Raw genomic sequence first — 23,515 nt, 5'->3', positions numbered from 1 at the left:
GATCGTCGAGGAGGCTTCATGCGTGCACGGTGGCTTGCGGTGGTGATTGGGGTGTTGCTGGCCGGTGTCACGGTGCCGGCGCAGGCGGCGAACATTCTGAGCAATCCCGGGTTCGAGAGTGGCTCGTTGAGTGGGTGGAGTTGCTCGGGCGGGTCAGTTGTCAGTAGTCCGGTGCGGAGCGGTGGCTTTGCGTTGAACGGTGGAGTGACGAGCTCCGACTACGCCCAATGCAGTCAGACCGTGTCGGTCCAGCCCAACACGGCGTACACGCTGTCGGGTTGGGTGCGGGGCTCGTACGTGTACCTCGGAGTCACAGGTGGTTCGTCCACCTGGACGCCGTCGGCCGAGAGCTTCACGCAGCTGAGTCTGTCCTTTACTACCGGAGCGAGTCAGACGTCCGCACAGATCTATGTGCACGGCTGGTACGGGCAACCGGCGTACCAGGCGGATGACTTCAGTCTGGACGGTCCTGGCGGTACACCGGGTGCTCCGACCGCTCCTGGTACGCCGACTGTCACCAGCGCGACCAACTCCGCTATCTCGTTGAGCTGGCCGGCTGCGACAGGCACGGTCACCGGCTACCGAGTCTATGAAGGCACCAGCGTCGTCCAGACCGTCGCTGGGACTACCGCCACGATCAGCGGACTCCAGGCGTGCAGCAGCCACAGCTATTCGGTAGCGGCGTACAACAGCGCTGGTGAGTCCGCCAGATCAGCAGCCACTAGTGGTACGACGGGAGGCTGTACGAGTACTGGCCTGGCGAAGCATGCGCTGATCGGGTACCTCCACGCGAGCTTCGCGAACGGATCCGGGTACGTGCGGATGGCAGACGTACCGGACCAGTGGGACATCATCGATCTGGCCTTCGGGGAGCCGACAAGCGTCACGTCGGGGGACATCCGGTTCAACCGGTGCCCAGCGTCCGAGTGTCCGACTGTGGAGAGCGACGCGGAGTTCATCGCAGCGATCCGGGCCAAGCAGGCCGCCGGCAAGAAGGTGCTGATCTCCATCGGCGGTGCGAACGGGCAGGTGCAGTTGACCACCACCGCCGCGCGGGACGCGTTCGTCAGCTCGGTCAGCGCGATCATCGACCGCTACGGGCTGGACGGGCTCGACATCGACTTCGAGGGGCACTCGCTGTACCTCAACGCCGGTGACACCGACTTCCGCAACCCGACCACCCCGGTGATCGTCAACCTCATCTCGGCGCTGAAGACGCTGAAGGCGAAGTACGGATCCGGCTTCGTGCTGACGATGGCGCCGGAGACGTTCTTCGTACAGGTCGGCTACCAGTTCTACGGCGGTGCGGGCGGTGGCGACAACCGCACCGGGTCGTACCTGCCCGTCATCCATGCGCTGCGGGACTCCCTGACCGTCCTGCACGTCCAGGACTACAACTCCGGTCCCGTGATGGGGCTGGACAACCAGTACCACACCATGGGTGGCGCCGACTTCCACATCGCCATGACCGACATGGTCAAGGCGGGCTTCCCGGTGGCGAACACCGGACAGACGTTCCCGGGACTGCGCGACGACCAGATCGGTATCGGGCTCCCGGCAGCAGTCAGCGCGGGCAACGGCTACACCGCCCCGGCAGCCGTGCACGAGGCGCTCGACTGCTTGGTGAAGGGCCAGAACTGCGACGGCTACAGCCTCCGCGGCGGCGCTTCACCGGGCTTCCGCGGGCTGATGACGTGGTCGATCAACTGGGACCACTACTACAACTGGGAGTTCCAGAACAACCACGCGCCGTACCTCGACGCCCTTCCCTAGGCCGCCCCTCTCGCCCGGTTCGCGAATCAGCCCCTCGCGAACCGGGCGAGGGCCTGTGGATGACGGATCCCGATTTGTGGCTTGGCGCTGGTATGAAGGAGGCATGACAGCGTCAACGACCCGCCCGGTGATCCTCACCGTGGACGACGATCCCGGCGTTTCCCGGTCAATCGCCCGTGACCTCCGCCGTCGGTACGGCGAGGAGAACCGCATCGTCCGGGCGGAGAACCCGGTGCAGGCGCTCGACGCGCTGAAGGAGCTGAAGCTGCGCGGCGAGCCCGTCGCCCTGCTGCTGGCCGATTACCGGATGCCCCAGATGTCCGGCATCGAGTTCCTCGAGGCCGCGATGGATCTCTTCCCGCTCGCCCGCCGCGTGCTGCTCACGGCGTACGCCGACACGGACGCGGCGATCCAGGCCATCAACGTGGTCGACCTCGACCACTACCTGCTCAAGCCGTGGAACCCGCCGGAGGAGAAGCTGTACCCGGTGGTCGACGCGATGCTCGACCTGTGGAAGAAGACCCCAGGCCCGTCCGCCGATGAAACCCGGGTGATCGGTCACCGCTGGTCGGCGCCGTCGTTCGCGGCCCGCGACTTCCTCGCCCGCAACGCTGTGCCTTACCGCTGGCTGAGTGTCGACGACGAGGAGGGAAAGCGGCAACTGAAAGCGGCCGGGCTCGACGGCTCGACGCTGCCCGTGGTCATCACGCCAGACGGCACGGTGATGGTCGCACCGTCCGAAGCCGAGCTGGCCAGCAAGGTCGGCCTGTCCACTGCGCCGGCCGAGGACTTCTACGACCTGGTCGTCGTCGGCGGCGGTCCCGCAGGGCTCGGCGCAGCGGTGTACGGCGCCAGCGAGGGCCTGCGGACCGTGCTGGTCGAGCAGTTGGCGACTGGTGGTCAGGCGGGCCAGTCCAGCCGCATCGAGAACTATCTGGGCTTCCCGGACGGGGTGTCCGGTGCCCAGCTCACGGACCGGGCCAGGCGGCAGGCGGTCCGGTTCGGGGCCGAGTTGCTGACGACCCGTCAGGTCGTCGGGCTCGAAAAGCTCGGCAACGCGCGGCAGCTCCGCTTCGCCGACGGCAGCGAGATCTCGGCGCACTCGGTGATCCTGGCTACCGGCGTCTCGTACCGGACGCTGCAGGCGCCGGGTGTCGACGATCTGTTCGGTCGCGGGATCTACTACGGCTCGGCCACGACCGAGGGCCCGGCGTGTGCCGGTGAGGAGGTCTACATCATCGGCGGAGCCAACTCCGCCGGTCAGGCCGCAGTTTATTTCTCCAGGTATTCGAGACGCGTGCATATGCTGGTGAGAGGACCATCGCTCACCGCGACGATGTCGTCGTACCTCATCGATCAGATCGAGGGGATCGACAACATCGAGGTGCATACCTGCACGCAGGTCGTTTCCTGTATGGGCTCGGAGCACCTGGAACATCTCACCCTGCTGAACAGCGAGACCGGGGAGAAACGCGAGGTGGACACGGAGTGGATGTTCGTGTTCATCGGCGCGGCCCCGCGGACGGACTGGCTGCCCGGTGACCTGCTCCGCGACGACCGAGGCTTCGTCCTCACCGGACCGGACCTGCCCGGCAGACCGCCGGGCTGGCCGCTGGAGCGGGAGCCGTACCACCTGGAGACGAGCATGCCCGGCGTGTTCGCCGCGGGTGACGTGCGGGCCGAGTCGGTGAAGCGGGTTGCCTCGGCGGTCGGCGACGGAGCGATGGCCGTGACACTGGTGCACCGATACCTGGAGATGCTCTGATGACTGACCAAGCTGTGGAGCCGCGGCGGCTGACCCCGGATGAGCTGCGCACGCTGTTCCTCTTCGAGAGTCTGTCCGACGAGCAGTTGCAGTGGCTGTCCGAGGCCGGGTACGTCGAGTCCGACCACGACGGCATCGTCTTCAACGAGGGCGACGAGGCGACCTGCTGCTACGTCCTGCTCTCCGGTGAGATCCGGCTGTGCAAGCTGTCGCACGGTGAGCTCATCGAGATCAACCGGACCAGCCAGCGCGGGGTGTACTCGGGCGCGTTCAACGCGTTCTTCGGAGCCAACGACCACAAGTCGTACACGGCGACGATGCAGGTGACGCAGCCGTCGGAGTTCTTCGTCATCGGCGCGGACACGATGGCCACGATGATGAACACCTGGTTCCCGATGGCGGTGCACCTGATCGAGGGCTTCGTGATGGGCATGCGCCGCACCAACGAGACGCTGGGGGAGCGCGAGCGGTTGCTCGCCCTCGGTTCGTTGTCCGCGGGGCTGACCCACGAGCTGAACAACCCGGCCGCGGCAGCGGTCCGGGCCGCTGCCACCCTGCGGCAGCGGGTCTCCGGGATGCGGTCGAAGCTGGCGATGCTCGCGGACGGCACGCTCGACGCGACCAAGCTGCACCAGATCGTCGCGCTCCAGGACGACGCGGTCGAGCGCCTGGACAAGAACAAGGACAAAGACATCCCGCCGATGGAGTTGTCCGACCGTGAGGACGCGCTGACCGACTGGCTGGAGGACCACGACGTCCAGGCCAGTTGGGACATCGCGCCGGTGCTGGCGGCGGCCGGGCTGGATGTGCCGTGGATGGAAGAGGTGGAGACGGCCGTCGGGCCGAAGTACCTCGAGGGCGCGGTCCGGTGGTTGATGTACACGATCGACACCGAGTCCCTGATGAACGAGATCGACGACTCCGTCACCCGGATCTCGACGCTCGTCGGTGCGGCCAAGCAGTACTCACAGATCGACCGCGCGCCGTACCAGACGGTTGACCTGCGGGAGTTGCTGAAGTCGACGCTGGTGATGATGTCGGGGAAGCTGCAGGGCTACGAGGTCGTGAAGGACTTCGACCCCGAGCTGCCGCAGATCCCGGCGTACGCCGCGGAGCTCAACCAGGTGTGGACGAACATCATCGACAACGCGGTCAGCGCGATGGGTGGATCCGGCACGCTGACGATCCGCACCCGCAAGGACGGCGCCTATGCGGTCGTCGAGATCGGCGACACCGGGCCGGGGATCCCGGAGGAGATCCGGCGGCGGATCTTCGAGCCGTTCTTCACCACCAAGCCGATCGGCGAGGGCACCGGCCTGGGCCTCGACATCTCCTGGCGGATCGTGGTGAAGAAGCACCACGGCGACCTCCGGGTCGAGTCCGAGCCCGGCCGGACCGTCTTCAAGATCGTCCTTCCGCTCGATCCCGAGCGGGAGCTGGAGTCCGACCCGGCGCTACTCTCCTGAGGCGGCTCATCTGGTTGCCGTTGGCAACCAGGTGAGGATGGCGGCCAGCGCCTCGGGATCCACGTGTCCCGGGGCCTGATAGTCGGCCATGGTGGACGGGCCGGCGCCGGGGAAGAACACGTGGTTGTCCGCGTCGAGGATCCTGACGGTCGCGTTCGGGAGGCCGTCGCGCCAACCGGGAAGGTCGTCGGCGACCGTCACCTGGTAGTCGCGACCGCCTTGCAGGACAAGGATCGGTAGGTCGAGCTTCGCCGCGGTGGCGACCGCGTCGTACTCACGGAGGTCCAGCCAGAAGGACGCCGGCATGCCGAAGGGCAGGTCTGCGGGCGACGCGGACGACAGGTCGGGGCCGTCGACCACCGCGGCCTGGTGCTTGAACACCTCGATCGCCTCGGGTGGAACCGCTCCTGTTTCGGCGAGATAGGTCATCACCCGGACGGCCGCGTGGTGCATCGGTTGGGTGTCGCCGGCCATGATGACCAGACCGGCGACCAACGGTTCTGCGGCGGCGATCTTCGGTGCGACCTTTCCGCCCATGCTGTGACCGACGAGGAAAACCTGGTCGACGTGTTCGGCGAGTGCGCGTACGGCGCAGATGCCGTGCGGCACGTACTCCGAGGTCATCGTGTAGCCCGGCTCGGTCATGGCCTCCGGGCGGTTCGCGGTGAGCTTGTCGAAGCGCAGTACCGCGATCCCCTGGGTGGCAAGGCCCCAGGCGAGATCCTTCAACGGTTTGTTCGGTCCGCTGGTCTCGTCACGGTCGAAAGGTCCGCCGCCGGCCAGCAGTACGACGCCGATGGACGGTTCGCTCGGGAGCGTCAGAGTGCCGGGGACCGTTCGGCCGGCCGCGTCGAGGACGAGGTCCTGCTCGGTGAACGCAGTCGGGTCGGCGTACGGCGGGGGAGTCCAGGTCATCGGCGTACCTTTCTCAATGTTTGAGAAAGGTAGCATGGCGTGAGATCGTTTCGCCATGGGCCCGTTGGAGCTGCTGGGACATCCGGTCCGATTGCGGATCGTTCATGCGCTGCGGGGCGGCCGGGAGCTGACGACCGGCGAGCTGGGCGAGCGGATCGCGGACGTCTCGAAGGCGACGCTGTACCGGCACGTCGAGCTGCTCGCCGAGGGCGGGATCCTCGAGGTCGCGGAGGAGCGGCGGGTTCGCGGTGCGGTCGAGCGCCGGTTCCGGCTGCGCCAGGAGCGTGCGTCGATCACGCCCGAGCAGCTCGCGCGGTTGACGGTCGAGGATCACCGGCGTGGGTTCTCCGTCGCACTGGCCGCGCTGGTCGCCGAGTTCAACGCGTACCTCGATCGCGAGGGCGCCGATCCGCTCGCAGACGCCGTCGGGTATCGCCAGCACGGGATCTGGCTCACCGACGACGAGCTGCGTCAGCTGATCGAGGGCATGCGGGCAGCAATCCTCCCGGCATTGACGAACCAGCCCGCGCCGGGCCGATCGCGGTACCTGCTCAGCCCGATCCTGTTCCCGGTAGAGACCGACACCTGACCCACACTGCGCTACTTGGCCTTGGCGGGATATCCCCTCGTGATGCTCGTTCTCCCGTCTCGGGAGGACGGGAGAACGAGCGACACGAAGGGATATCCCGTTGGATCTGTTGTGCCAGGGGAGGTTAGGGCTGGTAGAGCTGAGCTTCGAGGAGGGCTGGGTGGTTGCGGGCTTCGATCGACTCGAGGGATTCGGTGCGGCGCCACAGGGCCTGGGCGATCTCGGCGTACGGGCGGACCGCGGTCGGGGTCCAGGTGGCGGGCTTCCAGGTCCGCGATCTGGCGAACGACTTCGGGCAGTGGAAGAACGCCTCTTGCACGTGTACGACGAGCGCCAGCGGCGGGCGATGGGAGCGCACGACCATGTCGTCGAAGAACGGGCCGTCCGTGACGATGCGGGCGCGGCCGTTGACGCGGAGCGTCTCGGGGCGTCCGGGGATGACGAAGAGCAGGCCGGCGTACGGGTTCTCGAGGATGTTGTGGAAGCCGTCCATGCGACGGTTGCCCGAGCGTTCGGGGATCGCGAGCGTGTCCTCGTCCAGCACCTTCACGAATCCCGGCGGGTCGCCCTTCGGTGAAACGTCGCAGTGGCCGTCGAGCGAGGACGTGGCGACGAAGACCAGAGGTGTGCCCCCGATCCACTCCCGATGTACGTCGCTCAGCCGCGGCTCGACCTTGTCGCGAGGGATCGGGTCCGGCGTACCGAACCGCTCCAGCTCGGCCACGCTGCGCACCTCGGGCAGCTCGTCCCACCTGCTCACGTCATGCCTCCTACTCGATCCGGTACGTCGGGACTAAGACGAGCCGGCGCCCTCGGGCGTGACATGCAACTTGGCGGTGAGGAACGCCAGGATCTCGTCGCGGGCTTGCACCGTGGGGTGGCCGGCTTCGTCGATGAAGTGGGCCGTCACCACGCTGTGCGCGCATCCGACGACGTCTCGGAAGAACGGCGGCGGGTCCGGGTTCGCGGCGTCCGCGGGCAGTACGCGTCCCAGAAAGGCGTCGCCCAGGAGCCGCTGGTACGCCGCGAAGCGTTGGCCGGTGCACCACCGGTCGCCCTGGAACCGGTACGCGAGCACCTGCAGGTCTTCGCGCCGGAACCGCTCCGCCAGCGCGTCCGCGTCGGCGGCCGAGAGTTCGAGCTCGCCCGGGGCGTCCAGCGGAAGCGACGGGTGGTTGACGACCGGCGCGATCACCGCCGGCTCGAGTGCCATCGTGAGCGCGAAGTTGCCGGTGAAGCAGAGGCCTATCGCGCCCACACCCGGTCCGCCCACCTCGTCGAGCGCGATCCGGGCCAGGCCGCGCAGCCATCCGCTGACCGGGCTCGTCCCGCCGCCGGCGAACGCGCTGAACTCCGCGCTCACACAGGCTCGCCGGACGATCTTCTGGCCCTCCTCGGCCGTCGGATAAGCGCCGTCCACGCCGAACAACGACGGTACGAACACGGTGAAGCCGGCGTCCCGCACCCACCGCGCGAGCCGGGCCACGTCCGGGCTGATCCCTGGCATCTCCGGCATGACGACAACGGCCGGACCAGAGCCGGTGACGTGCACCGTCTTCGCGACGCCATCGACCTCGACGACCCGATGCTCAAAGTCGTCGAGGGGATCGTCGGCGCTGCGGCGGGCTCGGCTCATGGCCCGAGAATGTCCGGCAGGGAGTAGTAGCCACCACTGGCGAGATCGCCAACTATGTGGTTAATCTCGCCAGATGGTTCCACTCCGCATCTCGGTCCTCGCGTACCCGGGCTGCTTCGCGTCCGAGATCCTCGGAGTCCCCGACCTCCTCACGATGGCAATGCGCGTCGCTCAGGCGCGCGGAGCGCCCGATCCGGCGTACGACGTGCGGATCGTGTCGCCGCGGCGCCGGGTGCTCGCCTCCGGAGACGTCCGGATCGGCGTCGCCCCGCTGCGGGAATCCGACGTACTGGTCGTGCCCGGGTTCGAGGTCGGACCGCCGGTCGAGGTCGATCGCGTCCTGGCCCGCCTCGGCCCGGAGGTCGCGTCGATCCGGACGCACGCGGCCGGCGGCGGAGCGGTCGTTTCCCTGTGCGTAGGTGCGTTCCTGCTCGCCGAGGCCGGTGTGCTGGACCGCCGCAGCGCCACGACTTCCTGGCTGTACGCCGACCAGTTGGCACGCCGGTACCCAGCGGTCGACGTACGTGCCGATCAACTGGTCGTCACCGATCAGGGCGTGACGACGACCGCCGCGTTCAGCGCGATGTACGACTTCGCCCTCACGCTGATCCGCCGCCACAGCGGTGAGTCCATCGCGCGCACCACCGCCCGGATCGCGCTCGTGGACGACGCCCGGACCTCGCAGGCGCCGTACGTCGACGAGTCGATCCTTCCGGCCGGGGGCTCGACCTTCGCCGACGACGTGAAGCGCTGGCTGGACCAGCACCTTGATGCTGCCTTCGACCTGGACCGACTCGCGGGTGAGCTCCATGTCAGCTCGCGGACCCTGCACCGCCGGTTCGGTGAGTCAGTGGGCGTCACGCCGCTCGAGTATCTGCAGGCGGCTCGGGTGCGCCGAGCCAGACGACTGCTGGAGACGACCGGTCGGACCGTGGCCCGCATTGCCGGCGAGGTGGGGTACCAGGACGCCGCCTCGTTCAGCCGCCTGTTCCGGCGGCACACCGGGAAGGCGCCGGGCGAGTACCGCTCCCAGTTCCGGCGTCCCCCGGCGGGCAGCGCGTGACAGTCAGCGGAGAGCGGTGCCCTGGGAGTGGGCCAGGAGGGTCAGGTCTTCACGGGTGGGGAGGGACTCCCAGTCGCCGTACGCCGTGACGCAGAAGGCGCCGGAGGTGGTGGCCCGCTCGAGGCGGGACTCGGGGGAGAGGTCGTCGAGGGTGGCGGAGAGGTAGCCGGACACGAACGCGTCGCCGGCGCCGATGCTGTCCACGACGGTGACGGGCAGGGCCGGGCGGTGGATGGTGCCTTCGCCCGAGTGCGCCCACGCGCCCTTCCCGCCTGCGGTGACGACGACGTGGTCCACCCGGGTGAGCAGGTCGGCGATCGGATCGGCGGCGTCGGTCAGGAGATCCAGCTCGTCGTCCGAGGAGAAGATCGTGTTCACGTGGGGCAGGAGCTCGCGGATCGCGGTGGCTGCGTCGGCGCGGGACCAGAGGCGAGCCCGGTAGTTCACGTCCAGCGAGACCCGGACGCCCGCTGCCGAAGCCGTGCGTACGGCGGCCAGTGTCGCGGCGCGCGCGGTGTCGGAGAGCGCCGGGGTGATGCCGGTGACGTGGAGCAGCGTCGGCCTCGCCGCATCCAGAGCCGCGGTGGCTTCCGAAGCGGTGAGGCTGGATGCGGCCGAGCCGCGGCGGTGGTAGCTGACCCGGGTGATGTCGTGCGACGGCTGGTCGAACGCGATGAAGCCGGTGAACGAGTCGTTCGTGAAGCGCAGGTACGCGGTGTCGACGTTCTCGGCACGGAGCGTCCGCTGGATGAGCCGACCGGGCTCATCGTTGCCCACGGCACTCAACCACGCGGCGCTGTGGCCGAGCCGCGCCAGCCCGATCGCCACGTTGGTCTCGGAGCCGGCGATCGAGAGGTGCGCGTCGCCGCCGAGGCGCATCGGCCGGGCGGTCCGCACCGAGACCATCGTCTCGCCGAGGGTGAGGAGATCAGTCATCGTCAGACGCCGAGCTCGGTCCGGAACGTGCTGGCGCGGATGGCGAGCTCGGCCAGCGAACCTCCGTGGCCCGCGTCGCCCAGCAGCGGAGAACTCACGCCGACGGCGAGCGCTCCCGCGGACAGGTACTTCGGCGCGGACTGGGCGTCGACCCCGCCTACGGCGATGAGCGGCGCGTCGGGAAGCGGGGCGCGGAGTTCGCTGAAGTACCCGGGGCCGTGGAGTTTGGCGGGGAAGATCTTCACCGCAGTCGCGCCGAGGTCGAGAGCAGCGACGATCTCGGTGGGGGTGAGGGCGCCGCAGAGCAGTGGCAGGCCGAGCTGAACCGCGCGGTGGGCGCCGCGAGTGATCGCGGGCGTGACGACGAAACCCGCGCGGGCCGCCGCGACCTCGTCGGCCTGGGCCTTGGTGACGACCGTGCCGGCGCCGATCAGGATGTGCGGGTCGTACTGCGAACGCGCCTTGGCGATCGCCTCGACGCCGCCGGGCGTGGTGAGCGAGATCTCCAGCGCGGTGACGCCGGCCTCGACGAGCGTCTCGACGCAGGCCAGCGCGGTGTCCGCCCCGTCGGCGCGGATGATCGCGAGCAGCTTCCGGGTGCGGAGTTCGGCAAGCAGGTCCATGGTCTCCAACCTAAGTGATCGATTCGGGGATAGGACGTCCTATGACCTCTGTTCTGGACACCCGATCTGTGGCTAAATTACTGAGTGAACAGCCGCCCCGTTGTTTACTTTCAGGAGGCACCCGCCCATGCCCAAGCTCAAAGTCCTGCTCACAACGCTGGCTCTGACCGCCGCGAGCCTGACCATGCCGACCCAAGCGCAGGCCGCCATCACCCAGACCGTGCTGTTCGACAAAGGGGACGCCGGCTACGGCTGCTACCGCATCCCCGCGATCGTGAAGACCAAGGCGGGCACGCTGCTCGCATTCGCCGAGGCCAGGCGTACCTGGTGCGCGGACTCCCAGGAGATCGACCTGGTGCTGCGTCGGTCCGAGGACGACGGCCGGACCTGGTCGGCGACGCAGACCGTACTGTCCGGGACGGACTCCGATCCGACCGCGGTGGCGACGCGCGGAAATCCGGCCCCGATCGTCGACTACGAGACCGGCCGGATCGTGTTGCTCTCGACGATGGACCCCGGTACGACGAGCCGCCCGCGGACGCCGTACGCCCAGTTCAGTGACGACGACGGGAAGACCTGGAGCAAGGCCGAGAACATCGGCGACCAGATCGACGATCCGGCCTGGGGCTGGTACGCGACCGGTCCGGTGCACGGCATCCAGCTCACCCGCGGCGCGCACGCCGGCCGGCTGGTTGCGGGCACGAACTACGACAACGGCGCAGGCAAGAACGCGGGCCAGCTTGTGTACAGCGACGACCACGGCGAGACCTGGCACAAGGGTGCGACCGATCTCCGGTCGGACGCGACGCCGCAGGAGATCAGCGTGGTCGAGAAGGTCGACGGCGGCGTGTACGCCGGCGCCCGCAACAACGCCGGTACGTCGGGCGCGAGCCGGATGTCCGCGGTGAGCAACGATGGCGGGCAGACGTTCGCGGCGCCGTTCGCCACCATCGCGGGGCTGACGACGCCGGTCGTGCAGGGCTCGCTGCAACGACTCCGAGCCGTTGACCAGGGCGACAAGTACAACCGCATCTTGTTCGCGGCGCCGGCGGATCCGGATCGCCGGCGGTACATGACGATCCGGTCGAGCTTCGACGAAGGCAAGACCTGGCAAACCGTTGCCGAGGGCACCCGAATCACCAGCGACTGGTCCGGGTACTCCGATCTGGCGATCCTCGACACCGGCGAGATCGGCCTGCTCTACGAAGGCGGCGCGGTCGACGCGCGGGACCAGATCCGCTTCGCCCGCTTCACCGAGAACGACATCGGCCACCCCGATGCACCGCTCGGCGCCACCACGCCCGACACCAGCGGCCTGCACAACGACAGCTACCTGCGCGGTACCCCGGCCGCGGTTGCGGGGAAGTTCGGGCAGGCCAGAGACTTCGATGGTGTTGACGACGCGCTCCAGCTCCCGTACGCCGAGTCGCTCGCGGTCGGCGCGGGCGACTTCACCGCGATGGCCTGGATCAAGTACGGCGCCAGTACGACGCCGCAGGCGATCTTCTGGGGCTACAACATCAACGAGTTCTCGCAGTTCTGGCTGCGGGCCGAACCGTCGGACAGCCGGATCCGCGGCCTGATCACCACCGGCGGCAACACCGCAGCCGTGCAGACGACCAAGGCCTACAACGACAACGCGTGGCACCACGTCGCCCTGCAACGCAAAGCCGGCACCGTCTCGATCTGGGTCGACGGCGCCCAGGCCGCGAGCGTCGCCGCACCGAGCGGCTCGGTGAGCCCCGGCCGCCCGTTCAAGATGTACGTCGGCCAGCGACTGGACGGGGCGCACCACTTCGACGGGTCGATGGACGAGGTCCGCCTCTACAGGTGCGCTCTCACCGCGACCGAGATCAACAGCATCCGCGCGAGCAACAGCACGGCCGTGTCCGACTCCGTACTCGATCTGCCGCTCGGGTGACATCACACCGGCCTGGCGGACAGCGTCAGCCGCCAGGCCAGCTCGCCACTCGCCGGCACCACGGCGGCGTCGTCGGGTCCGGCCTCGGCGAGGTCGAACACCCGGCCGAGCATCGGCTCCACGCCGAGGCTCCGGTACGGCGCATCCGCCGGGAATCCGCCCTGGTTACGCCAGATCGCGGTCGAGACTGGTTGCCCTGGGCAACTCAGGGTCATCGTGAGTTCAGCGCCGCGATCGCGCACCGAGACCGTCGGGCAATCCACCAGAACGGCGCCGGCCGCCGTCCCGTCCGACTCGCCGTAGACGGTGAGGTCCAGCGGGGTCGGCCATGCTGCGGTGACCCACGGTGCGTCACCTGGCCAAGCCCACGGGAGCTGACCAGCCGCCTCGGGATACATCCTGCACGAAGTCCCGGGCGGAGCGGAGACGACTGCACCCGCGACACAGTCGAGCAAGGCATGTGCAGCCCAGACGAACCGGTAGTCCGGGACTGCTTCGAGGTGGTAGTCGACGGTGACCGTATCGGTGCCGGAGGTGAAGGCGCGGGTCAGCACCGCGCCGTCGTACTCGACCGAACCGTCCCAGCGCTGGTTCCAGAGGCCGCCGTGGTCGGGCGTGCCGCGAACGGTAGGAAAGCATTCGTCCAGGCCGCCCGCGTCGATGAAGGTGGCAAGACCGGTGCGGGGAGCAGTCATCAGGCCGGGCCCGGCCCAGAGCCACTCCCGGTTGGCTAACTGTAGGGATGTCCAACGACCACCATCGGTCGCGTCAACCGTCACCATTCGGCGAACGAGCCGTCTGGGTGGGTCCACACCGGGTTGCGCCACGTGTGACCGGTCTTGTCGGCGGCGCGAACCGCGTCCTCGTCGACGGTGATTCCCAGGCCAGGCAGGGGATTCCACTCCGCGTGGCCGTTGACCCACGTGAACGGCGCCGGATCCACGACGTACGACGTGAGGTCACTCGACGCGTTGTAGTGGATTCCGCGGCTCTGCTCCTGGATCAGGAAGTTCGGCGTCGCGAACGACACCTGCAACGAGGCCGCCAGCGAGATCGGGCCGAGCGGGCAATGCGGGGCAAGCATCGCGCCATGCGCATCCGCGAGTACGGCGATCCGTCGCAACTCGGAGATCCCGCCGGCGTGCGACACGTCCGGCTGTACGACGGCGACGCCTGCGTTCAGCGGAGCCATGAACTCGGCCCGGTGGTAGAGCCGTTCACCGAGTGCGACCGGGATGGTCGAGGCCTCCACCACAGAGGACAGGTGAGCCATCTGCTCCGGCAGCACCGGCTCCTCGACGAACATCGGCTGCAAACCTTCGACCGCGTGCAGGATCCGCCGCGCGCCGGCCACGCCGACGCGCCCGTGCAGGTCGATCGCGACGTCCCGCGTGTCGCCGAGAACCTCGCGGGCCGCGGCCAGCCGGTTGACGATGTCGTTGACCTCGGCAACCGATGGTGAGGTCTGGATCTGCCCGCTGGCGTTCATCTTCACCGCAGTCATACCGGCCGCGACCTGCTCCGCCACCGCGTCGCCGATGGATGACGGTTCGTCCCCGCCGACCCACGCGTACACGCGGACGCGGTCACGGACCCGTCCGCCGAGCAGTGCCGCGACCGGAGCGCCGTACACCTTCCCGGCGATGTCCCAGAGCGCGTGGTCGATCCCGGCGACCGCGCTGCTCAGCACCGGCCCGCCGCGGTAGAACCCGCCCTTCGTCAGCACTTGCCAGTGCCGCTCGATCTGCAACGGGTCCTGGCCGATCAGGTACTCCGCGAGTACGTCGATCGCGGCCCGCACGACTTCCGCGCGGCCCTCGACGACCGGCTCGCCCCAGCCGACGACGCCGTCGCTCGTCTCGACCCGGCAGAACAACCAGCGCGGCGGGACGAGGAACGTCTCGATCTTCTCGATCTTCACCGGCGCCGCCGACGAGTCGATCCGCGTACCTCGGTCAGGTCCTCGGCCGCCTTCGCCAGTAGCTCCCGCATCGCGAGCTCGGCGCCCTCCGGGTCGTGCGCGCGGATCGCGTCCACGACCAGGCGGTGGCTCGGGATCGGATCGTCCGACGGCTTGACCGTGTGCACCAGCCGGTCGCGGTCCGCGAGCCCGGTCTCCATGATCACTTCCATCTTCGTCAGTAGCTCGTTGCCGGTTGCCGCCAGCAACGCCCGGTGGAACGCGAGGTCCGCGGCCGCCGCGGCGAGATTGTCGTCCGCGGACTCCATCCCCGCGAGTGCCTCGTCGAGCGCTTCGACGTCGGAGTCGTCGGATCGCAGTGCGGCCAGCCGGGCCGCGGCCGGCTCGACGATCCCGCGCACCTCGTGCAGTTCCTCGAGCAGCTCGGGCCGGGAGTCGGCGTCCTTGAAGTGCCACCGGATCATGTCCGCGTCGAGCAGGTTCCAGTCCGAACGCGGGCGGACGAACGTGCCGCGCTTCTGCCGCGCGTCCACCAGACCCTTCGCCGTCAGCACCTTCAATGCCTCCCGGACCGCCGTCAGGCTGACGCCGAGGTCGGACTGCAGCTCGGTCACGTTGATGGTCGCGCCCTCTGCGATCTGCCCGGACAGGATGCGCTCAGCCATCACCTCCACGATCTGCCCATGCAGCCCACGCGACACCCCACGCTGAATCCCCGTCACACCGCTCTCCCTCATGCCGAGTCCTTCACCGCGGACCATCCGCCGTCGACCACCAGGCTGGCTGCTGTCACGAACGACGCCTCGGACGACAGTAGGAACGCCACCGCCTGAGCCACCTCGTCCGGCTGACCGAGCCGCCCGAGTGCCGTCGCCTGCGCGCTGCGTTCGCGCCCCTCGGCGTCGACCCGGTCCCACATCGCCGTCACGACGGGACCTGGCAGGACGGTGTTCACCCGGATCGAGCGACCGTACTCGACGGCCAGCTGGCGCCCGAGCGAGATCAGCGCGCCCTTTGTCGCGGCGTACGCCGGATGGCCGGGCAGGCCTGCGATCGCGTGCACCGACGAGACCAGTACGACGGAGCCGGCGTTCGCGACGAGGTCGTCGTACAGCGCCTGGAAACCGAGGAAGGCCGCGGTGAGGTTGACGTCGAGCTGGCGTTGCCAGGACGGCGGCGACAGCTCGTGGGCCGGCTTCACGTCGACGACGACCGCGTTGCTGACCAGGCCGTCGACCGGGCCGAGCTCGTCGCGGCCGCGGGACCGGACCTCGGCCCAGGTGTCCGGCGACGCGACGTCGCCGACCACGCTGATCGCCTTGCCCGGCAGGTCCTTGCACGGGTGGATGTCCACCTGCACGACCTGCGCGCCCTCGGTCAGCGCCCGTTCGACGCACGCCGCGCCGATCCCCGACGCGGCCCCGGTCACCACGATCACCCGCCCAGCCAGCCGCACCCGCGCCTCCTCACGTCACCCCTACCCAAGCATGCAGGCAGGCCCGCTCCAACGATGAACGAGCCATCAGTTGACCGTGACGCCGTCGTCGCGTCAAGCGATTTGCTCGTAATTTACGAATTAATATTGACACCCGGGACGGCTCGCCGCAAGATCGTCGGCAACAAGGACCACGTACTCGACTGGCATGACCGTCGAGCAGATCTCAGGAGTTGGGCATGACGGGTCTGGCAGTACCGGCATCGGATCGGCGGACTTTCCTCAAGGGACTCGGACTGCTCGGGGCCGCGACCCTGGTACCCGGGTGTGCGACCTCGACGAAGAGTCCGGGCAGTGGCAGCGGGACGACCGGCGAGCTGGCGCTGCAGTCCAACCTGTCCAGCGAGCAGGCCAAGGCCGCGATGGAGAATCTCGTTGCCGCGTACAACAAAACCGGCGGGTCGCAGGTCAAGCTGAACACGGTCGCGGCGGAGATCTTCCGGACCCAGCTGCCGACGTACCTGACGTCTGCGAACCCGCCGGACGTCTACACCTGGTACGCCGGATCGGTCGCGGACTCGTACGCGAAGAAGGACTTGCTGCTCGACGTGACGAGCGTCTGGGACGGCATGGGCAACTACTCGAAGGCGATGCAGACGCTATCGACGAGCAGCGCCGGGCAGAAGATCTTCGTGCCGACCAGCTACTACTGGTGGGGCATGTTCTACCGGAAGTCGAACTTCGCCAAGTGGGGCGTGACGCCGCCGAAGACGTGGGCCGAGTTCGTTGCCGTGTGCAAGACCATCCAGAGCAAGGGGATCCCGCCGATCGGCATCGGCCTCGGCGACACCCCGTGGGTCGCGTCGGCGTGGTTCGACTACCTGAACATCCGGATCAACGGCGCGCCGTTCCACCGGCAACTGCTGGCCGGCCAGGGCGACTTCACCGATCCGAAGGTGAAGGCGGTCTTCACCAAGTGGCGCGAGGTGCTGCCGTACTTCGACCCGAAGGGCAAGTCGTTCCCGTTCCAGGAGGCGACGTCGGCGCTGCTCGCGGGCAAGACCGGGATGTTCCTGATCGGGACGTTCTTCGCGGACTCGGCGCCGAAGGACGCGCTCGACGACATCGACTTCTTCCAGTTCCCGATCATCGATCCCGCCGTACCGGTGGCCGAAGAGGCGCCGATGGACGGGTACTTCGCGTCGAAGAAGGTGAAGGATCCGGAGGGTACGAAGAAGTTCCTCGCCTGGCTGGCGACGCCGGAGGCGCAGAACATCTACGTACAAAGCTCTTCCGGTACGGCGATTCCGGCGAACCCGGAGGGCAAGTCGGCCGACACCGCGCTGGTGAAGAAGGGCAAGGCGATGATCGAAGGCGCCGCGGAGATCACCCAGTTCTTCAACCGTGACTCCAGCGACGCCCTCCAGCCCACCGCCGACGCCGCCCTCACCAAGTTCCTCGACAAGCCCGACCAGATCGACAAGATCCTCGCCGACTGGCAGGCAGCAGCACAGAAGGTCTTCAAGGCGTGACCGCAACAGCTGTGGAACCACGGAGCCGGACCGGCAACGGTCCGGCGGCCGGGTCGCGTCGTACCAAGCGGTCGGGTCCGCCGCGGGTGTCTCCTCTCATCCTCGCGTTTGTGCTGGTGCCGTTCGTCATTGAAGCGGTATGGGTGTTCTGGCCCGCGTTGCAGGGATTCTGGTTGGCGTTGACCAGTTGGGACGGGTTGTCGGCGCCGCGGTTCGTTGGGTTCGGCAACTTCTCCGACATGGTGTCGGATCCGATCTTCCGGACCGCGCTGAAGAACACGGCGATCTGGCTGGTGCTGTTCGGCGGGTTGAGTGTGATCGGCGGGTTCGGGATGGCGCTGCTGTTGCAGCGGGAGCGCCGCGGCGTGGGCATCTACCGGGCGGCGCTGTTCACCCCGGTGGTGTTCTCGCTGGTGGTCACGGCGCTCATCTGGCGCGTGTTCTACCAGCCGGATGGACTTGTCGACACTGTGTTCCGGACGGTTGGTCTCGGCAACTTCGTCCGCCCGTGGCTCGCCGATCCGGACACCGCTCTGTACGCCGTGATCGTGCCCGCGCTCTGGCGCCAGATCGGGTACGTGATGGTGCTCTACCTGGCCGGCCTGAAAGCGGTCGACCCCGCACTGTACGAAGCCGCGAAGGTCGACGGCGCATCCGCCTGGCAGCGCACGAGGTACGTCACCATCCCGCAGCTCAAGGGCGTGAACTCCGTCGTCCTGTCCGTGATCGTGATCGACTCGCTGCGCTCCTTCGACATCGTCTGGTCGATGACGAAGGGCGGTCCGTACCACTCGTCCGAGCTGCTCAGCACGTACATGTACTCGACGGCGTTCCAGTCGACCCAGCTCGGCTATGCCTCCGCGCTCGCAGTGGTGATCTTCCTGCTCGCACTGGCCGTCATCCTCGGCTACCTCATCCGCGCCTTCCGGGAGGAATCATGATTCGGAAGGTGAGCTACCACGTCGCGATGAGCGTCGTCTCGTTCCTGTGGATCGCGCCGATCCTCTGGGTGATCGTGATCTCGTTCCGCAGCTTCGACGACGTCGCCGCGAACGGGCTGGGATCGCTGCCGCATTCGTTCACGTTCTCGACGTACAAGTCGGCGTGGGAGGACGCGGACGAGTTCCGGGCGCTGATCAACAGCCTGCTCGTGACGATCCCGGCGGTGCTGCTGAGCCTCGGACTGGCGTCGATCGCGGCGTACGGGCTGGCGCGCTACTCGATCCCGTTCCGGCGGACGATCCTCTTGCTGATGTTGATGGGGAACCTGTTGCCGCCCCAGATCCTGCTGATCCCGATCTCCCGGTTCGTGGAGTTGATCGGGTACTACGACACGCTGATCGCACTGATCGCCGTCCATGTCGGGTTCGGGCTCGGGTTCTACACGTTCGTGCTGCACGGGTTCATGCGGGACCTGCCGCGCGAGATCCAGGAGGCGGCCACGATCGACGGCGCCGGGCCCGGGAAGATCTACTCGGCGGTGATCCTGCCGCTGACCCGGCCGGCGTTGGCGGCGCTGGGAGCGCTGTCGTTCACCTGGATCTTCAACGATCTGCTCTGGTCGATCACGGTCATCCGGTCCGGCGAGAAGATGCCGGTGACGCCGGCGCTGCTCGGTCTGCAAGGGTTGTTCGTGTCCTCGTGGAACGTGATCGCGGCCGGCACGGTGATCGCCGCGGTGCCTACAGTGGCGGTGTTCCTTCGTTTCCAGAAGCACTTCGTGGGCGGATTGGCGATCGGAGCCGTCAAGTGAAGACGTGGACGCTGCGCGGTACGACGACGTCGTACGTGGTCGGCGTACCGGATCACGGGCAGTGGGCCCAGCTGGTTGCCTGGGGCCCGGATGACGGCCTCACACCGGTGGAGATCGTCGGCACGGAACACTTCGTGCCGCGCGCGGATGTGGAGCCGTTGGAGTACGCCGTCCGCGGGGTCCGCTACACCGCCCCTGTGGACCTCGTTGTCTCCGCTCCTGAGGGGACGGACGAGTTCCGCCCGGTCTTCGTGGAAGCTCGTGAGGGCGACGGCCTCGAGCTCGAGTTCGCCGGCGCCATCGGGCTCGTCCTGCACTATCGGATGGTCGGCGACGTGCTGGAGCGCTGGATCTCGGTGCGCAACGACTGGACCGACGAGCTGACGCTGCATCGGCACGACTCCGCCGGGTTCGTGGTGCCTGGTGGGAACACGATCAAGTACTTGTGGGGCGAGTGGAACAGCGAGTTCCAGCAGGCCTCGGTGACCTTGCCGCGCGGCCGGTTCACGATCGGGAGTGCGCAGGGGATCACCGGGCACTCGTACTCGCCGTTCCTCGCGACCGACGGGGACGTTGCGTACGGCGTGCAGCTTGCGTGGTCCGGGTCGTGGGAGATGTCGGCGGACGTCGACACCACCGGGCTGCTGCGGATCCAGGCGGGTCGCGTGTCGTCGAGCCACGGGATCGCGCTCGCGCCGGGGGAGACGTGGGAGTCTCCGAAGGCTGTCGGTGCTTGTAGTGCTGACGGCGCCGACGGACTTGCACGCGCGTTCCATGGCTATGAGCGTGCGCAGTCGCGGAAGCGGACGCCGCACGTGTTGTACAACTCGTGGTTCGCGACCGAGTTCGACATCCGGGCGGAGCATCAGCTCGAGTTGGCGCGGCGGGCGGCGAGTATCGGCGTCGAGACGTTCGTGGTCGACGACGGGTGGTTCGTCGGGCGGTCCGATGACAGGGGTGGGCTGGGCGACTGGGAGGTCGACCCGCAGAAGTTCCCCGACGGGTTGGACGGCTTCATCAGCCGGCTGCGCGGCTTGGGTCTGGATTTCGGTCTGTGGATCGAGCCTGAATCTGTCAGCCCGAAGGCGCAGTTGGCGCAGGACCGTCCTGAATGGATTCTTCGGACGGACCGCTTCGAGCCGGTGCTGGTGCGGAACCAGTTGCTGCTCGATCTGAGTCGGGACGATGTCCGCGAGTTCATCTGGAGCACGCTCGATCGGCTGCTGTCGACGTACGACATCAAGTACCTGAAGTGGGACGCGAACCGGCCTCGGCTGGACAGTGGTGATCAGCGGCGGGATGTCGACGGGCTGGTGGTTTCGAATCTTTACGCGATTCTGGATCGACTGAGGGAGCAGCACCCGTCGGTGTACGTCGAGGGGTGTGCCGGGGGCGGGGCTCGGGTGGATCTGGGGATGGCGTCCCGGGTGGACACGTTGTGGCCGTCGGACAACACTGCTCCGCTGGATCGGCTCAGGATTCAGGAGGGGTTCCGGACCGGGTTCGCGCCGCATCTGATGAGTTCGTGGGTCACCGATGCTCTCGGCACTCACGACGGCCGCGAGCGGTCGCTCGACTTCCGGTTCCACGTCGCGATGGCCGGCGTCCTCGGGATCGGCGCGGACCTGTCCCGCTGGAACGACGAGCAGTTGAAGACGGCAACCCGTCAGATCGAGCAGTACAAGGGCTTTCGAGAGTTGATTGCCGATAGCAATGTCTACGGACTGTCCGCCGGCGTGCAGTACGTCGGCGCGGAGCGGTCCGTGGTGTTCCTGTGGGAGACCGGCGACGGCAACGTGCGCGGCACGCTACCGACCCGCCCGCGGCGGGTGCCGCTGGCCGGGCTCGATCCCACGAAGCACTACCGGGTAGGGGAAGCGACCTACCCGGGCAGCTACCTGCTGCAGGTCGGGATCCCGTTCGACGGATCCGCCGACTCGCACTGCCTGGTCGTCGAGCTCCTCGACTGACCGTCCGCTCACCTGGCAGCAAAGGAAGGCACATGAAGCGACTCCTCGGTGGGGTGATCGCCGCTGCGCTCATGCTCGGCGGCGTCGTATCCACCACAACCCCAGCTGTGGCGGCTCAGGCCACAGCTACAGCACCAGCCGTGCTCAGCCCGACGCCGTACATGGGCTGGAACACGTACTACGGTCTCGGCGGCGACTTCACCGAAGACACGATCAAGTCGGTCGCGGACTCGCTGGTGAGCCGCGGACTGGCAAAGGCCGGCTACGACATCGTCTGGCTGGACGGCGGCTGGCAGGCCGACCAGTCCCGCAGCGCTGCCGGCGACCTCGTGCCGAACCCGGCGAAGTTCCCGAACGGCCTGAAGCCGCTCATCGACTACATCCACAGCAAGGGCCTGAAGGCCGGCATCTACACCGACGCCGGTCCGTACATCCCGGGCAAGTGTGGTCTCGGCAGCGGCGGCTACTACCAGCACGACGCCGACACCTTCGCGGCCTGGGGCTTCGACGCGGTCAAGGTCGACTACCTGTGCGGCATCGCGGCCAACCTGGACCCGAAGACGGTCTACACCGAGTTCGCCCAGGCGCTGCGGAACAACTCCAGCCACCGGCCGATGATCTTCAACCTGTGCAACCCGGTCACGTCGCCGGACTGGGGCAACTACCCCGAGTCCCAGCAGTCGATCAACTCCTGGTCGTACGCACCGGGGATCGCGCAGTCGTGGCGCACGTACACCGATGTCGGCTTCCAGGGCGACATCAAGTTCAAGGACGTACTACGCAACTACGACGCGAACGCGCGGCACCCGGAGGTGGTGAAGCCGGGTGCGTTCGGCGACCCGGACTACCTCGCGCCCGAGCTCGGGATGAGCGACGAGGAGTTCCGGACGCAGCTCACGCTGTGGGCCGTTGCGGCTGCTCCGCTGGTCGTCGGCAGCGACGTACGGAAGCTGTCCGCGACGACCGTCGGGATGCTGACGGATCCCGATGTCATCGCGATCAACCAGGACAAGGCCGCGGTGCAGGCCGTCCGGGTCGGTGCTGCGGGTACGACGGAGACGTGGGTCAAGCGGCTCGCCGACGGCAGCCGGGCCGTCGTACTGCTGAACCGGGGTGACAGCGCGAAGACGCTGACCACGACCGCGTCGGCCGTCGGTCTGCAGGGCTCGCGGTTCACGCTGAAGAACGCGTGGACGAACAAGGTGACCGAGAGCGCCGGCGTGATCAGCGCGGCGGTTCCGGCGCACGGTACGGCGCTGTTCCGGGTCGAGCCGGCCCGTGGCGTGCCGGGGATCCCGCACGTGACCGCTGGGATTCCGCAGGTGACGAAGGTGGGCACGGATCCGCAGCCCGAGGGCGCCGCTCCGGTTGTCGCCGGTGGCGACGAGCTGACGGTCCAGGTCAACGTCCGCAACGACGGCGTCCTGCCGGTGCTGCGGCCGACCGTGACTGTTGCTGGCAGCAACGGATGGACCGTCCAGCCGCTGTCCGAGGACCCCGCGATCCTTGCCAGTGGCAAGCAGGCGAACTTCACTTTCACGGTCAAGCTCCCCGCCGGCGCAACCCCCGGTACCGCGAGCGTCACCGCCCAGGCGGCATACCATACGGTACTGTATGGCGTGCAGAAGCAGACGACCATGCTGTCGCCGATCGTGATTGCGCCGACGCCCCCGAGTGGGACCGTGCCGCTGTCGCACCACGACTGGATCACGGCGACGAGCGGCTGGATGTCGCCGACGATCGACGAGAGTGTCGGCGGCGGTAACCCGATCAAGCTCACCGGTACGACGTACCCGACCGGCATCGGGGTCGCCTCGCCGTCGCTGATCCGGTACTACGTCGGCAAAGCCTGCTCGCGCCTGACCGGCACCGTCGGCATCGACGACGTGGTCAGCAACGTCGGACCGGACGGCGGTACGTCGACGTTCCAGGTGGTCGGCGACGGCAAGGTCCTGTTCGACAGCGGGACCGTCGACCGCTTCACCCCGAAGCAGTTCGACGTGGACCTCACCGGCGTACGCGTCCTCGACCTCGTCGTCGGCGACGGAGGCGACGGCGGCTACAACGACCGCGCCGACTGGGCCGCCCCCACCGCAACCTGCTGACGAAGTGGGTGGACCGGCATCGGTCCACCCACCTCCACAGGTCAGGCGCGGATCGCCAGGCCATCACAATCACCAGATCCCCGGCCGCCCCGCGGCGACCGGTCCCGGACAG

The 23,515-nt window shown here is 68.0% G+C and carries 20 protein-coding genes; 11 read left to right on the top strand and 9 right to left on the bottom strand.

Features of this window, described 5'->3' with window-relative positions:
* Positions 1-18 precede the first annotated feature (18 nt).
* The 3 genes from ACIA58_RS34720 (at position 19) to ACIA58_RS34710 (ending at position 5,004) form a co-directional block, all read left to right on the top strand.
* Entirely contained in the window at positions 19-1,773 is a 1,755-nt protein-coding gene (locus tag ACIA58_RS34720) for a chitinase (protein ID WP_396408079.1), read from the top strand.
* Between the two features lie 103 nt (positions 1,774-1,876).
* Entirely contained in the window at positions 1,877-3,538 is a 1,662-nt protein-coding gene (locus ACIA58_RS34715) for an FAD-dependent oxidoreductase (protein WP_396408078.1), read from the top strand.
* Positions 3,538-5,004: an ATP-binding protein gene (locus ACIA58_RS34710; RefSeq protein WP_396408077.1), complete on the top strand. Its 1,467-nt coding sequence runs from the start codon at positions 3,538-3,540 to the stop codon at positions 5,002-5,004. Before ACIA58_RS34715 ends, ACIA58_RS34710 begins: the two co-directional genes overlap by 1 nt.
* Before the next feature lie 6 nt (positions 5,005-5,010).
* Here the strand turns inward: ACIA58_RS34710 and ACIA58_RS34705 are convergent, their stop codons facing one another.
* Positions 5,011-5,919: an alpha/beta hydrolase family protein gene (locus ACIA58_RS34705; RefSeq protein WP_396408076.1), complete on the bottom strand. Its 909-nt coding sequence runs from the start codon at positions 5,917-5,919 to the stop codon at positions 5,011-5,013.
* A 55-nt stretch (positions 5,920-5,974) separates the two neighbouring features.
* On the opposite strand from ACIA58_RS34705, the gene ACIA58_RS34700 reads away from it, so the two are divergent.
* On the top strand, positions 5,975-6,508 hold the full coding sequence (locus ACIA58_RS34700; protein ID WP_396408075.1) for a helix-turn-helix domain-containing protein: 534 nt from the start codon (positions 5,975-5,977) through the stop codon (positions 6,506-6,508).
* A 124-nt stretch (positions 6,509-6,632) separates the two neighbouring features.
* On the opposite strand, the gene ACIA58_RS34695 is transcribed toward ACIA58_RS34700, so the two are convergent.
* Positions 6,633-7,268, bottom strand: a complete 636-nt coding sequence (locus tag ACIA58_RS34695) for an MSMEG_1061 family FMN-dependent PPOX-type flavoprotein (RefSeq protein ID WP_396408074.1) — start codon at positions 7,266-7,268, stop codon at positions 6,633-6,635.
* A gap of 33 nt (positions 7,269-7,301) precedes the next feature.
* Positions 7,302-8,144: a dienelactone hydrolase family protein gene (locus ACIA58_RS34690; RefSeq protein WP_396408073.1), complete on the bottom strand. Its 843-nt coding sequence runs from the start codon at positions 8,142-8,144 to the stop codon at positions 7,302-7,304.
* 73 nt (positions 8,145-8,217) lie between these two features.
* Here ACIA58_RS34690 and ACIA58_RS34685 point away from each other — a divergent pair, with 73 nt between their 5' ends.
* Positions 8,218-9,207 (top strand): GlxA family transcriptional regulator, encoded by a 990-nt coding sequence (locus ACIA58_RS34685; RefSeq protein ID WP_396408072.1) that lies wholly within the window; start codon positions 8,218-8,220, stop codon positions 9,205-9,207.
* 3 nt (positions 9,208-9,210) lie between these two features.
* Here ACIA58_RS34685 and ACIA58_RS34680 read toward each other — a convergent pair whose 3' ends face one another.
* Positions 9,211-10,143: a sugar kinase gene (locus ACIA58_RS34680; RefSeq protein WP_396408071.1), complete on the bottom strand. Its 933-nt coding sequence runs from the start codon at positions 10,141-10,143 to the stop codon at positions 9,211-9,213.
* Between the two features lie 2 nt (positions 10,144-10,145).
* Positions 10,146-10,766 (bottom strand): bifunctional 4-hydroxy-2-oxoglutarate aldolase/2-dehydro-3-deoxy-phosphogluconate aldolase, encoded by a 621-nt coding sequence (locus ACIA58_RS34675; protein WP_396408070.1) that lies wholly within the window; start codon positions 10,764-10,766, stop codon positions 10,146-10,148.
* Between the two features lie 127 nt (positions 10,767-10,893).
* On the opposite strand from ACIA58_RS34675, the gene ACIA58_RS34670 reads away from it, so the two are divergent.
* Complete coding sequence (locus tag ACIA58_RS34670) at positions 10,894-12,687, top strand: exo-alpha-sialidase (RefSeq protein WP_396408069.1); 1,794 nt, start codon at positions 10,894-10,896, stop codon at positions 12,685-12,687.
* A gap of 2 nt (positions 12,688-12,689) precedes the next feature.
* Here ACIA58_RS34670 and ACIA58_RS34665 read toward each other — a convergent pair whose 3' ends face one another.
* The 4 genes from ACIA58_RS34665 to ACIA58_RS34650 all read right to left on the bottom strand — a co-directional run bounded on the left by ACIA58_RS34665 (position 12,690) and on the right by ACIA58_RS34650 (position 16,064).
* Positions 12,690-13,382 (bottom strand): hypothetical protein, encoded by a 693-nt coding sequence (locus ACIA58_RS34665; protein WP_396408068.1) that lies wholly within the window; start codon positions 13,380-13,382, stop codon positions 12,690-12,692.
* A gap of 80 nt (positions 13,383-13,462) precedes the next feature.
* Complete coding sequence (gene dgoD / locus ACIA58_RS34660) at positions 13,463-14,608, bottom strand: galactonate dehydratase (RefSeq protein ID WP_396408067.1); 1,146 nt, start codon at positions 14,606-14,608, stop codon at positions 13,463-13,465.
* A complete protein-coding gene (locus ACIA58_RS34655; RefSeq protein WP_396408066.1) occupies positions 14,605-15,330 on the bottom strand; it encodes a FadR/GntR family transcriptional regulator in 726 nt (241 codons plus the stop codon). Before ACIA58_RS34655 ends, dgoD begins: the two co-directional genes overlap by 4 nt.
* An 11-nt stretch (positions 15,331-15,341) precedes the next feature.
* Positions 15,342-16,064 (bottom strand): SDR family NAD(P)-dependent oxidoreductase, encoded by a 723-nt coding sequence (locus ACIA58_RS34650; RefSeq protein WP_396408065.1) that lies wholly within the window; start codon positions 16,062-16,064, stop codon positions 15,342-15,344.
* Between the two features lie 218 nt (positions 16,065-16,282).
* Between ACIA58_RS34650 and ACIA58_RS34645 the strand changes: the two genes are divergently transcribed.
* The 5 genes from ACIA58_RS34645 to ACIA58_RS34625 are packed head-to-tail and all read left to right on the top strand — an operon-like array spanning position 16,283 to position 23,403.
* Positions 16,283-17,575, top strand: coding sequence for an ABC transporter substrate-binding protein (locus ACIA58_RS34645; protein ID WP_396408064.1), 1,293 nt, complete (start codon positions 16,283-16,285; stop codon positions 17,573-17,575).
* Complete coding sequence (locus tag ACIA58_RS34640) at positions 17,572-18,516, top strand: carbohydrate ABC transporter permease (RefSeq protein ID WP_396408063.1); 945 nt, start codon at positions 17,572-17,574, stop codon at positions 18,514-18,516. The genes ACIA58_RS34645 and ACIA58_RS34640 overlap by 4 nt, the downstream gene beginning before the upstream one ends.
* Positions 18,513-19,328, top strand: a complete 816-nt coding sequence (locus ACIA58_RS34635) for a carbohydrate ABC transporter permease (protein WP_396408062.1) — start codon at positions 18,513-18,515, stop codon at positions 19,326-19,328. The genes ACIA58_RS34640 and ACIA58_RS34635 overlap by 4 nt, the downstream gene beginning before the upstream one ends.
* Positions 19,325-21,298, top strand: a complete 1,974-nt coding sequence (locus ACIA58_RS34630) for an alpha-galactosidase (RefSeq protein WP_396408061.1) — start codon at positions 19,325-19,327, stop codon at positions 21,296-21,298. The genes ACIA58_RS34635 and ACIA58_RS34630 overlap by 4 nt, the downstream gene beginning before the upstream one ends.
* A gap of 32 nt (positions 21,299-21,330) precedes the next feature.
* Positions 21,331-23,403, top strand: a complete 2,073-nt coding sequence (locus ACIA58_RS34625; RefSeq protein ID WP_396408060.1) for an NPCBM/NEW2 domain-containing protein — start codon at positions 21,331-21,333, stop codon at positions 23,401-23,403.
* The last annotated feature ends 112 nt before the right edge of the window (positions 23,404-23,515 follow it).

The sequence above is a fragment of the Kribbella sp. NPDC051586 genome, from assembly GCF_044453965.1.
Taxonomy (GTDB): domain Bacteria; phylum Actinomycetota; class Actinomycetes; order Propionibacteriales; family Kribbellaceae; genus Kribbella.
This window is presented reverse-complemented; position numbering and strand designations above follow the sequence as displayed.